10 protein-coding genes are annotated in these 11,489 nt (G+C 72.6%); 3 read left to right on the top strand and 7 right to left on the bottom strand.

Going from position 1 to position 11,489, the window contains the following annotated elements; translation table 11 throughout:
- Window positions 1–30: 30 nt before the first annotated feature.
- Window positions 31–999 carry an acyl-CoA thioesterase gene (locus ABD194_RS06485; RefSeq protein ID WP_343989215.1) on the bottom strand — a complete coding sequence of 323 codons (969 nt, stop codon included), beginning with the start codon at window positions 997–999 and terminating at the stop codon, window positions 31–33.
- 188 nt (window positions 1,000–1,187) lie between these two features.
- Window positions 1,188–3,329, bottom strand: coding sequence for a RecQ family ATP-dependent DNA helicase (locus tag ABD194_RS06480; protein ID WP_343989213.1), 2,142 nt, complete (start codon window positions 3,327–3,329; stop codon window positions 1,188–1,190).
- A gap of 218 nt (window positions 3,330–3,547) precedes the next feature.
- On the opposite strand from ABD194_RS06480, the gene ABD194_RS06475 reads away from it, so the two are divergent.
- Complete coding sequence (locus ABD194_RS06475) at window positions 3,548–3,982, top strand: acyl-CoA thioesterase (protein WP_343989651.1); 435 nt, start codon at window positions 3,548–3,550, stop codon at window positions 3,980–3,982.
- A gap of 7 nt (window positions 3,983–3,989) precedes the next feature.
- Window positions 3,990–4,628, top strand: a complete 639-nt coding sequence (locus ABD194_RS06470; RefSeq protein WP_343989211.1) for a DUF8185 domain-containing protein — start codon at window positions 3,990–3,992, stop codon at window positions 4,626–4,628.
- A 17-nt stretch (window positions 4,629–4,645) separates the two neighbouring features.
- Here ABD194_RS06470 and ABD194_RS06465 read toward each other — a convergent pair whose 3' ends face one another.
- From ABD194_RS06465 to ABD194_RS06445, 5 genes are all read right to left on the bottom strand, one after another.
- Window positions 4,646–5,437 (bottom strand): glycerophosphodiester phosphodiesterase family protein, encoded by a 792-nt coding sequence (locus ABD194_RS06465; RefSeq protein ID WP_343989209.1) that lies wholly within the window; start codon window positions 5,435–5,437, stop codon window positions 4,646–4,648.
- 19 nt (window positions 5,438–5,456) lie between these two features.
- Window positions 5,457–5,846: a hypothetical protein gene (locus tag ABD194_RS06460; protein ID WP_343989207.1), complete on the bottom strand. Its 390-nt coding sequence runs from the start codon at window positions 5,844–5,846 to the stop codon at window positions 5,457–5,459.
- Entirely contained in the window at window positions 5,827–8,598 is a 2,772-nt protein-coding gene (locus ABD194_RS06455) for a hypothetical protein (RefSeq protein ID WP_343989205.1), read from the bottom strand. The genes ABD194_RS06460 and ABD194_RS06455 overlap by 20 nt, the downstream gene beginning before the upstream one ends.
- Window positions 8,595–8,948: a hypothetical protein gene (locus ABD194_RS06450; protein ID WP_343989203.1), complete on the bottom strand. Its 354-nt coding sequence runs from the start codon at window positions 8,946–8,948 to the stop codon at window positions 8,595–8,597. The genes ABD194_RS06455 and ABD194_RS06450 overlap by 4 nt, the downstream gene beginning before the upstream one ends.
- A gap of 131 nt (window positions 8,949–9,079) precedes the next feature.
- On the bottom strand, window positions 9,080–10,882 hold the full coding sequence (locus tag ABD194_RS06445) for a glycoside hydrolase family 13 protein (protein ID WP_425579956.1): 1,803 nt from the start codon (window positions 10,880–10,882) through the stop codon (window positions 9,080–9,082).
- A 121-nt stretch (window positions 10,883–11,003) separates the two neighbouring features.
- On the opposite strand from ABD194_RS06445, the gene ABD194_RS06440 reads away from it, so the two are divergent.
- Window positions 11,004–11,411, top strand: coding sequence for an NUDIX hydrolase (locus tag ABD194_RS06440; RefSeq protein WP_343989201.1), 408 nt, complete (start codon window positions 11,004–11,006; stop codon window positions 11,409–11,411).
- Window positions 11,412–11,489 lie beyond the last annotated feature (78 nt).

The following is an 11,489-nucleotide window of genomic DNA, read 5'->3' as shown; positions in this document are numbered from 1 at the left end:
CTCCCGACCGAGACGGCGGCAGCGCGCCGGTCAGGACTCCTTGACGCGGACCATGCCCTCCTGCGCCGTCGTGGCGACGAGGGTGCCGTCCTGCGCGTAGATCTCGCCGACCGACAGCCCGCGGCCGCTCTCGGCGGAGGGTGACTGCTGCGCGTAGAGCATCCAATCGTCGGCGCGTGCGTCGCGGTGGAACCACATCGAGTGGTCGAGGCTCGCCACGCGCAGCCGCGGGTCGGTCCACACCAGGCCGTGGCGGCGCAGCACCGGCTCGAGCAGGGAGTAGTCGCTGGAGTAGGCGAGCACGGCGGCGTGGAGCAGCGGGTCGTCGGGCAGCCGGTCGACGGCGCGCATCCACACGTGGTTCGTGGCGACCTTCTCGGGACCAGCGTCGAGGAACATGTTGCTCTCGACGGGTCGCAGCTCGATGGGGCGCGACTCAGCGATGTGCCGCGCGCCGGGGTGGTCGACGCCGCGGAACGCGTCGGCGAGGGAGGCCAGCCCCTCGGGACCGGGCACCTGCGGCATGGTGCCCTGGTGGTCGAGGCCCCCGGCCCGCGCCTGGAAGGAGCAGGTCATCGACATGATGGGTGCGCCCTTCTGGACGGCGTGGACGCGGCGGGTGGAGAAGGAGTTGCCGTCGCGCATCTCCTCGACGGCGAAGCGGATGGGCAGCGTGTCGTCGCCGGGACGCATGAAGTAGCCGTGGAGGGAGTGGATCGGACGGACGGCCCCGGACTCGCTGACGTCGCGCACAGTGATGCCGGCGGCCATGACGCACTGGGCGAGGACCTGGCCACCGAAGACGCGCCCGTGTGGCATCTTCTGGCTGCGGCCCTCGAAGACCCGCGCCGAGGAGGCTCCGATCGACTCGGCGGCGTCCTTGCCCTGGACGTCGGTGACGGCGATGTGGGCCGTGCCGACGTCGCGGAGGGTCAGGACCTCGATGAGGTCCTCGAGCGGAGGAAGCGGGCTGGACTCGGCAAGGGCGTCAGCAGTCACGGGTCGACCCTAGTGGCCCGGTCGACGTGCGGCTGCCGCTGCTCGGTCGGCTCGGTCGGCTCGGCGGGCTCGGTCGGCTCGGTCGGCTCGGTCGGCTCGGTCGGCTCGGCGGGCTCGGCGGGCTCGGCGGGCTCGGCCGGCTCCGTGCGCTCCCCGAGGGCTGCACCGCGGCGCGTCGCGCCGTGGCGTCACCCCTCCATGGCCAGAACCATCGGCAGGACTGCACGAGCGCCTGCCTCCCGCAGCAGGCCCGCGCACACCGTCAGGGTCCACCGGGAGTCACTGACGTCGTCGACGAGAAGCACCGGTCCCGGTGTTTCCTGGAGCGAGGCTGCGAGCTCGGGGCCCACCGCCAGCCGTCCCCACACGTTGGCGAGCCGGAAGGCGCTGTTGCCGCCGGAGTCGCCGACCGGCCCACCTTCGACGAGGTCGAGTGAACCGAGGTAGGGCAGCCGGCCCAGCTGCCCGATACCTGCGGCGAGCGATCCGACGAGCAGCGGCCGCCGGCGTGAGGGCACTGAGACGATGGCAGCGGGACGCTCCTGCCAGCCCCAGCCGGCGAGGACCTGCACGCCGGCCTGCAGGGCCTCGGCCGGCAGCTCACGGTCAGGACCGCGCAGCAGCTCACGCAACCGCTGCCCCCAGCCGAGGTCGCTGAGGCGGGCGACGGCGCGCCCCTCCTCCATCGACACGGACGGGGCGATGCGACCCTTGAGCGGGACACCCAGCCGCTCCATGCCGGAGGGCCACTGGGCTCGGGACTCGAGCACCACGCCCGGGCGCTCCAGGCGGGAGCGGGCGGTGTTGACGGCAGCCTCCGGGATCGTCGCGTCGAACCACGGGCCGGCGCAGCGGTCACAGCGACCACAGGCCTCCGCGGAGTCGTCGTCGAGCGTCTCCTGCAGGAAGGCCATCCGGCAGCGGTCGGTGCGTTCGTAGTCGACCATGAGCTGCTGCTCGCGCTCCCGGGCCTCAGTCACGCGGCCGTAGCGCTCGGCGTCGTAGGTCCACGGGGCACCGGTGGCCGTCCAGCCGCCCGGGACGCGGCGGACGGCGCCGTCGACGTCGAGCACCTTCAGGAGCAGCTCGAGCCGGGTGCGCCGCACGTCGACGATGGTCTCGAGGGCGACGGTCGAAAGCGCCTTGGGTGACTCGCCCAGGGCCCGCACGACGGCATCGGCCTGGTCCTGTCGTGGCATCGACGCGGACGCGAAGTAGCGCCAGATGTCCTTGTCCTCGGGACCGGGCATGAGCAGCACGTCGGCGCGCTCCGTGGCTCGGCCGGCACGGCCCACCTGCTGGTAGTAGGCGACTGGGGAGGAGGGCGCACCCAGGTGCAGCACGAACCCGAGGTCGGGCTTGTCGAAGCCCATCCCCAGAGCCGAGGTCGCCACGAGCGCCTTGACCTCGTTGTCCCGCAGGGCCTCCTCGAGGCGGATCCGCTCGCTCGGCTCGGTGCGGCCGGTGTAGGCGGCGACCGGGTGACCGGCCTCGCGCAGCGCCACGGCGACGTCCTCGGCGGCGGCGACGGTGAGGGCGTAGACGATTCCCGAGCCGGGCACCTCGTCGAGGTGGGCGATCAGCCAGGCCAGCCGCTGCTCGGGTGCGGCGAGCGGCAGGACACCAAGCCGGAGGGAGGCCCGGGCCAGGGGACCCCGCAGCGTCAGCACGTCTCGGCCGCCGGCGCCGAGCTGCTCCACGACGTCGGTGACGACGCGGGCGTTGGCGGTGGCCGTGGTGGCGAGGACCGGGGTGCGCTCGGGCACCGTGGTCAGCAGGTCCCGGATGCGGCGGTAGTCGGGGCGGAAGTCGTGACCCCAGTCGCTGATGCAGTGGGCCTCGTCGACCACCAGCAGGCCGCACGTCTGGGCGAGGGCGGGCAGCTGCTCGTCGCGGAAGCGCGGGTTGTTGAGCCGCTCGGGGCTCACGAGCAGCACGTCCACCTCGCCGCGGGCCAGGGCGCCCGAGACGGCACCCCACTCGTCGGCGTTGGTGGAGTTGAGGGTCACCGCCTTGATGCCCGCACGCTCGGCGGCCGCGATCTGGTCACGCATGAGGGCGAGCAGGGGGCTGACGATGACGGTGGGGCCGGCGCCCTCGGCGCGGCGCAGCGCCGTCGCGACGAAGTAGACGGCCGACTTGCCCCACCCGGTGCGCTGGACGACGAGCACGCGGCGACGCCCGGCCACGAGCTCGTTGATCGCCTCCAGCTGACCGTCACGGAAGTCGACGTCGTCGCGCCCCACGAGACGACGGAGCGCGGTCGTAGCGCGCTCACGCAGCCCGGGGTCGACGTCGACAGCGGAAGCAGCGGTGGGGGTGGAGGGCATGACACCCAACGTACGCGGCTCCACCGACCGCGCCGACCGGCATACCTCCTCTGTGGACGGTGCGGCAGCGCGGGGAGGGGGTGTGGACGAGCGCGGGCGCCTGCGGCTGGGAGGATGGCGACATGAGCGAGACGACGGACGCCATCGGAACCCCGCAGGAGGTCGGCGACGCGAAGTCGGGGCGCTATGCCGCCCACGTGTCGTTGCGCTGGTCCGACATGGACGCGTACGCCCACATCAACAACGTGCAGTTCCTCCGGCTCCTCGAGGACGCCCGAGTGATCGCCTTCCGCGACTGGTTCGACGGCGGGGGAGCCGGCGACAAGTCGCTGCTCGACGAGGGCGTCCTCGTGTCGAGGCACGAGATCGAGTACCGGCGCCCGCTCGGCTTCCGGCACGCGCCGGTGGAAATCCAGATGTGGGTGTCCAGGGTCGGCGGAGCCGGCTTCGATGTCGCCTACATCGTCACCGATCCGGACGGAGTGGGCGACGATCTGGCTGGTGCCGACCGGCCGGTCTACGCCGTGGCCGAGACCGAGCTCGCGCTCTACGACTTCGCGAGCGCGTCTCCGCGCCGGATGCGGCCCGAGGAACGGGCGTCGCTGCGAGCGCACGTCGGCGAGCCGGCACCCTTCCGCCGGCGCCGACGGTGACGTGCCGATGACCGGGACCGAACGCGTCGACTTCGGGGATCCGCGGGGACTGGATGACCTCGGCACCTTCCTGGCCCGTGCCGGTCGTGCGAACCCCGGCGGTGCACTCCGCCTGCAGGTGCTCGGCGGCCTGCTCGTCACCACGGTGGCCGTCATCGAGGGGAGCGGTCTCCTGGGGGAGGGCACGGTGCTCGGCATGCGAGTGGTCAGGGTCAAGGACGCCGACCCTGTGGACACGACCGTCTCGATCGCCGCCGTCAACGACCGCCTGGCCCGGCAGGGCGTCGGCGCCGTCCTGGAGGTCCCGCCCACCGCGGTGCGTGCGCCCTGGAGCGGGCTCACCGCCCCCCGTGACGGCTGGGAGCCGGTCGGCCGCCTGGACGGCGAGGTCGTGGACTCCATCGCGCGGCAGGGGATCTCGCAGGTAGCTGAGGGGACGCCCGAGGGGGCCGGTGGTCACGCGGTCGAGGCGTTGCGGCGACGGACCTGGGCGGCGATGAGCGACACGGTGCCACCCATCCCGGCGGGTCTCGCTTTCGGCGCCCACGTGCTGGGCTTCCCGGTGGCCGGGGAGCCTGCGTCCATCGCCGCCCACGGCCGCTGGACGCGCCTCAGCACGTCGCGGGGGCACGTGCTCGTCCGCTGACCGGATGGCGTATGCCGTCAGCTGCGGCCGGTCCAGCACCCACGTTCGAGGAGCACGTCCTTCAGCACGTCGATGCGGTCACTGACGAGGCCGTCGACGCCCACGTCGAGCAGCCGGTGCATCTCGTCCGCGTCGTCGATGGTCCAGACGTGCACCTGCTTGCCCTGACGGTGTGCCGCCGCCACCAGCCGTGGCGTGACCACCTGGACGACCCGCCCGCGGACGGACACGGTCGGCGGCACCTGGAAGACGTCGGCGGGAGTGCGCACCATGGCCGTGAGCAGGCGTGGGCCGAAGCGGGCCAGCGCGGTGCCGGCCTGCGCGGCCGCCGTGGCGACGCTGCCACGCGAGAGGCGCCGGAACTGGGAGATGCTGCGTTGGGAGAAGGATCCCACGCAGACCTGGCCGTGCAGCGCTCGTTCCTGGATGAGGCGCCAGAGGGGCTCGGCCGTTCCCGGCGCCTTGAGGTCGATGTTGAGCCTGAGGTCGGGCCAGGTGTCGAGCACCTCGGTGAGCAGGGGGACGCGCTCGCCGGCGCCGATGCGCGCCTGCGACACCGCGGACCACGGCAGGTCGCGGATACGTCCGTGCGCGTCGGTGACCCGGTCCAGGACGGTGTCGTGGAAAGCGACGAGCCGACCGTCGCGAGTCACGTGGACGTCCGTCTCGACATGCGTGTAGCCCATGGCCACCGCGTTGCCGAAGGCTGTCATGGTGTTCTCGAGGCCGACGTTGGGCAGGTACGTCGACCCACCCCGATGAGCCAGCGCCACAGGGGTTCGGTCGAGGTAGGGCCGCGTCGTCGCCACGTCCGAGAGGCTATCTGCCTCAGCCGTCGAGGTCTGGAAGCCGGGCGAGCGCCTCTTCCGCGGCCTCTCGGCCTGCCGCCGTGAGGTCGAACCAGACGAACGCGAAGCGCGGGTCGACGTCGGGGTCAGACCACAGGGCGGCCACACGGCTGAGCTGCTCGTCCGCAGATCCTGACCATGGGTAGTGCTCGCTGTCGCCTGTGTCGCCGGCCAGCGCGTGTCCCTCGAAGACCAACCGCCGTGCCATGGAGATGGCCTCGGACCGGTACTGGTCCTCGGACTGCGGGCCCGTGTAGCGCACGAGGTCGAAGAAGTCGGCCGGCTGGAGCCAGTCCTCGAGGCCCCGGCAAAGCAGCACACCGTAGACGGTGTCCCGATCCAGCCGCAGCTCAGGATTTTGCCACTGCATCGATGTGCACCTTCTTGTATTCGCCGTTGGGAAACCATATGTCGATGGAGGGGCCGAACCTGGTCGATGTCCGCTCCCCGATGCGCAGTCCGTCGTCACGCTGCCACGTCCGACCGTGGTAGTTGCCTGGTGGTGTCTCGGGCCGCGCTGACTCAGTGACGTGAGCCAGGAGGACTCGAAGCTCCTTCTCTGACCTGACGACGCGGACGTGCCTCTGCTGTCCCCTCGACAGTCCCGCCAGTGCCGTGTTCACATCGGCGTGTGGGCCCCCGACCGCTGGCAGTCGATCCGGCGCTTGACTGCGGTTCTGCAGCGCGCCAGTCAGGGACTCGGTGAACGTTTGGACCTTCTCGTTGCGCAGCGCTGCCCAGGCCGCGTCCACCTCGGCGCGGCGAGCCTTCGCCAGGTCATCGGCGGACGGCAGTGCTGGACCGCGCCCCGCGCCGGCCAGGAGTGGTGACCGCATCTCGGTGCCGCCGCCGGTGATCGTCGTCAGGCTGGCGAGCAGGCCCGCACGGCGGAGGTCGTTGCGCTCGGTCTGGGCAAGCTCGACGTTCGAGCGAACGAGCGCGATGGCGAGGTCGTCGGCGGCACCACGCGCCGTGCCGCCGTGCGCATAGGCCTGGACCATCGACCACAGCTCGTCCTTGTCGCCGCTGCGGATCGCCAGGACCACGTGGGTCGCCTCGGCAACGCCCTCGAGGGCCGACCGGTTGAGCTCGTCCTGCCGCCTCGCCACGGCGACCAGCGCGGACGAGGCCGACTGGTCGAGGAAGCCGAGGCGAGCTACGTCGGAGCGCACGTCCCCGCCAGAGCGTGCGCTCGCCTTCGCGGCAGCCAGCTCGTTGTCGACGAGCCGCACGAAGGCGGCGCCCGGGTCCTTGGCGCGCCGTCCCATGCCGGTGTCGACGGCAAGTGCGCCGACGACCCCTGTCAGCTCTGCGCCGTCGAGCCAGGGCTGCATCCCACAGGACGCCCGGGCGGCATACGGGCGCGGTGCACCAGGGTCCGCCACAGGGGCGGCTACCGCCCGGTCGACGTTCTCGCGCATCGCTGAGAGCCAGTCGGCGACGTCCGCCTCGATGGGGGCCGTGGCCCTCGTGTAGATGCGCGTGGTGGAGGCGTCGAGCATGGCGTGGGCGCTCGTGCGCGACAGCTCGAGCATCAGCCGGGTGCGTGTCTCCGCAGCGCCGGCAGTCGTCTGGCTCGAGATGCTCGGCAGGAAGCGCACGAGGTCGGCATCGGTCGCGAGGCGCAGGTCAGGGTGGCTGGCGATACTGCCCGCTTCCACCGTGACCCATCGACGGACGAGGTGCTCGCCGAAGGTCAGGGGGTCGCCCCTCGAGTTGGCGAGCGCCCCTCCGGCGACGACCGAGTCGGGCAGCGGCTCCGCCAGGAGTGCCGCGTGCTCGCTCGGGTCCTCACCCACCTGCTCGAGCAGGATGTGCAGCGCGTCCCCGCTGCGCGACGCGTCGTCGAACCACGACGCGAAGGTGGCGTCCCCACCGGCATCCAACGTCGTACCGCCCCGGAGCCGCACGTCTGCGTCGCGGGTCTCCGCGACCTCGGCCGTCGCCGCCGCGGCGGCTGCCCGTCGCGCCAGTGCGGGCGGCAGCCGCCGGTCGTCTCCAGCGGCTCGAGCGCCGGACAGCAGCTGCCCGAGCAGCCACGCGCCGGTGGCTCGTCCGTCGCCAGGACCGTCGTGGACCGTGCCGATCGCGTCCACCAGGTCGTCCGCCAGGAAAGCGGCTGCCGACGCGAGCTGGCGGCGTGTGCGCGGGTCCGTGCCGGTGGGCGCGGAGTGGCTGGTCGCGGTGAGGACCAAGGAGCCCATCCCGGCCAGGAGCCCGCGCACCGTGTCGACGTGCGCCCCCGACCGGCTCTGCGCCACACCGGCTGCCATCAGCAGCCGCGCGAGCCCGTCGGCGCCGAGCTCGGAGAGCAGGGCCTGCGCGTAGACGGCGTCGTCGGCGCGTTCCTGCAGCCGGGCGGCCAGCAATGCGACAGCGGCGTCAGGCACGGACGCGTGCGACGTGGCGCTGGCAGCGACGGCGCGGCGCACCAGGACGGAGTCGGACAGCGCCGCGTCGCGGGACTCCCTTGCGGACACGACACCGTCGGCGAACCAGAGGCCCCCGGTCACGGCGCGCCGCACCTGCGCCGGGGTGCAGGAGGCCGACCCGGGAACCGTCTCCTCGGTCACGCCCGCGATGACGTGCGCGCAGCGTCGCGCCGAGGCCCTCAGCTCGTCGAGCACGCGCTCGTGGGCGCGGCTGAGGCGTGCACGTCCGAGCGCCTGCTCGACGCGGGCATGCTCCACCGCGAGCGCGCAGACGGTCCCGGTGGGATCCGGCAGGGCGGCGGCGCGCAGGGAGGCGAGCGCACGTTCGGCGTCCAGCGCGTCCCACTGCCGCTGCAGCGAGCGGACACGGGCGATGGCGGACTCCAGCGCGGCGGCATACGTCCGGAGCGAGCGGGCGGTCGGGGAGAGGGCGCCGACCACCCGCCGCGACCGCCGCCCCAGCTCGTCCGCCTCGGCGCGCGCAGCGGCCGCTGCCTCACCGGCCCACACTGCATCGAGGCGCCCGCTCAGCGTTCCTCGAACGGTGGTGGTCGAGGTTGCTCGGGCGAAAGCGCGCTCGAGCGTGGTCGCGCTCAGGTGCAGGGAGTGAGGGTCTCCCGTGGGGAGGGGGAGGGCGAGCTCGGCCGGCATCGTGACGGCCGGGTGTGCGGCCTCGTCGAGCCGGCTCATCGCACATCCGGTGCGGGAACGGCCCCGTGGCCGCCGAGCCCGCTGACCGCGACCTGCGCGAAACCCGCAGACACGAACAGCTCGGCCGACCGCGCCTCGAGCGTCGAGCGGTCGAGACGATCGCCGAGCGCGCCGGCCGCGTCGGCGACGGCGTCGAGCGCATGGGTGTGCACGACGCGAAAGCGCTCGAGCGCGCTACGGACCCCGTCGCCCTCACCGCCGACCACCGCCATGGCGGCAGCCGTCGCCGCCGCCACCTGCGACGCGGACTCCCGCAGCTCGCGGGGGTCTCCAGACAGCGCAAGGCGCTCGCGGGACACCCCCGCGGTGTCGATGGAGAAGCGGGTCATGTCCCGACCGTAGGAGAGCGTCGAGCACGGCCTCGTCCGTCATCCACAGGCCCCGGGTATGCCGTGAGGCCCCCGTCCCGAGGGACAGGGGCCTCACGTCGGGGACGGTCGACGGACCGTCCGCACGCTGATCAGGACCAGCGAGCCCACACGGTGGTGTCGGTCGGCACCAGGCCTTCCTCGAGGGGCTCGGACGACACGATGACCTCGGCACCCTCGGGCAGGGCGACGGGCTCCGCGCCGAGGTTCGCGAGCACGAGAACCCGGTCACGCGACGGGGCGCCGTTGGTCAGCGCGACGACGTCGGCGGCATACCCCTCGACCCACGTGAGCGAGCCGGTCCCGAGGGACAGCTCACGACGCGCGGCGAGCAGCGAGCGGTAGAGCTCGAGGGTCGAGCCGGCGACGCCCTCCTGGCGGTCGACGGCGTACTCGGCGTAGACGCTCGGCTGCGGGAGCCAGGTGCTCGCGCTCGGCCCGAAGCCGAGCGAGGGGCCCTCGGACGACCACGGGATCGGCACACGGCAGCCGTCGCGGCCCGTCTCCTCGCCGTTGGTCCGCGCGAAGGTCGGGTCCTGGCGGTACTCCGCGGGCATGTCGGTCGAGTCGGGAAGCCCCAGCTCCTCGCCCTGGTAGATGTAGGCGCCGCCGGGCAGCGCGAGCATCAGGGCGGTGGCGGCGCGGGCTCGACGCAGCCCGAGGGCGCGGTCGGGCTGCGGGTCGGTGGCCGAGATGCCGTTCATGCGCGGCGTGCCGGGAGGGAAACCGAGCCTGGAGGCGTGGCGCACGACGTCGTGGTTGGACAGCACCCACGTCGAGGGAGCGCCGACCGAGTCGGCGGCGCGCAGCGACGACGTGATGACGGCACGCAGGTCCTCTGCGACCCACGACGCCGTGAGGAAGTCGAAGTTGAACGCCTGGTGCATCTCGTCGGAGCGGACGTACTTCACGGCCCGCTCCTGGGGCTCGACCCACGCCTCGGCGCACAGGATGCGGTCGGGGGTGCCGTAGGACTCGAGGATCTTGCGCCAGGCGCGGTAGATCTCGTGGACGCCGTCCTGGTCCCACATCGGGCTGCGCTTGGTGTGGTCGATCCGCGGGGCATCCTGCGCCTGGGCGAGCGCGGGTCCGGCGTCGTCGTCGTGCTCGGCGTGGCCGAGCATGACGGTGCGCTCCTCCTCGGTGTCGGGCAGACCCTGCTCCTTGATCAGGCCGTGCGCGACGTCGACGCGGAAGCCGTCGACGCCACGGTCGAGCCAGAAGCGCAGGATCGACTCGAACTCGGCGCGCACCTCGAAGTGCTCCCAGTTGAAGTCGGGCTGCTTGGGGTCGAAGAGGTGCAGGTACCACTGGCCCGGCTTGCCGTCGGCCTCGGTCACGCGCGTCCAGGCTGCGCCGCCGAAGACGGACTGCCAGTTGTTCGGCGGCAGCTCACCGTGCTCGCCGCGGCCCTCACGGAACATGTAGCGCTCGCGCTCGGCACTGCCGGGACCGGCGGCGAGGGCGGCCTTGAACCAGGCGTGCTCGTCGGAGGAGTGGTTGGGCACCATGTCGACGATCACCTTGAGGCCGAGCTCGTGGGCCCGGGAGATCATCGCGTCGGCGTCGGTGAGTGAGCCGAAGATCGGGTCGATGTCGCGGTAGTCGGCGACGTCGTAGCCGGCGTCGGCCTGGGGGGAGGTGTAGAAGGGCGAGAGCCAGATGGCGTCGACGCCCAGGGCCCGCAGGTGCGGCAGGCGCGAGGTGATGCCGGCGAGGTCGCCGATGCCGTCGCCGTCCCCGTCTGCCCACGAGCGCGGGTAGATCTGGTAGATCACGGCCTGGCGCCACCAGGCGGCGTCGGGGCTGTCGGCGGCGTGCACGGCAGTCGCTTCCTCGCGGATCTGCGTGTCCTGTGCGGGGTGGTTCAGAGTCTGGGTTGCTGATGGCGTCACGAGCCACCATCGTTCCTCATCCCCGCGAAAACTCAAAGCAAGTTCTGCAACTTCTTGCAGTCGTTGCACGACTGCAATGCACCGGTCTGGGCGCCCCGCGACCCGGCACTACGGTCAGGGGGTGACCACCTTCGTGACCGCCGCCTACTGCCTCCTGCGCGATGGTCGGCTGCTGACCGTCCGCAAGACCGGCTCCCGCCGCTTCATGCTGCCCGGCGGCAAGATCGACCCTGGGGAGACCGCGCAGGACGCGGCGGTGCGCGAGGTCATGGAGGAGGTCGGCGTCGACGTGTCCGGAGTCGGCGAACCGCTCGGCCGCTTCCTGGACGTGGCCGCCAACGAGGCCGACGCCTGGGTGGACGCGACGGTCTACGTGGCCCACCTGAGCGACGAGGACGCGCCGGAGCCGCTGGCCGAGATCGCCGAACAGCGGTGGCTCGCGCTCGAGGACGAGATGCCGGACGACCTGGCACCACTGCTGCGCAACCACGTGGTCCCGCGCCTGCGCGAGCACCTCGCCCTCCGCTGACCCGGGAGGCCGCAGGACAGCCGGCCAAGTCGTGCGCGAGGCCCTCGGCCCTCGGCAGGGGCCCGGCTCTCGGCACCG

Origin of the sequence: Terrabacter terrae (assembly GCF_039529575.1) — a bacterium.
GTDB lineage: Bacteria > Actinomycetota > Actinomycetes > Actinomycetales > Dermatophilaceae > Terrabacter > Terrabacter terrae.
The sequence above is the reverse complement of the archived record's forward strand: the minus strand, read 5'-3'. Positions and strand labels throughout refer to the sequence as shown.

Bases quoted from the DNA above. Each gene is read 5' to 3' on its own strand.
- ABD194_RS06475 (WP_343989651.1), top strand. From the start codon at position 3,548: ATGGACGCGTACGCCCACATCAACAACGTGCAGTTCCTCCGGCTCCTC.
- ABD194_RS06470 (WP_343989211.1), top strand. From the start codon at position 3,990: ATGACCGGGACCGAACGCGTCGACTTCGGGGATCCGCGGGGACTGGAT.
- ABD194_RS06455 (WP_343989205.1), bottom strand. From the start codon at position 8,598: ATGAGCCGGCTCGACGAGGCCGCACACCCGGCCGTCACGATGCCGGCC.
- ABD194_RS06460 (WP_343989207.1), bottom strand. From the start codon at position 5,846: ATGCAGTGGCAAAATCCTGAGCTGCGGCTGGATCGGGACACCGTCTAC.
- ABD194_RS06480 (WP_343989213.1), bottom strand. From the start codon at position 3,329: ATGCCCTCCACCCCCACCGCTGCTTCCGCTGTCGACGTCGACCCCGGG.
- ABD194_RS06450 (WP_343989203.1), bottom strand. From the start codon at position 8,948: ATGACCCGCTTCTCCATCGACACCGCGGGGGTGTCCCGCGAGCGCCTT.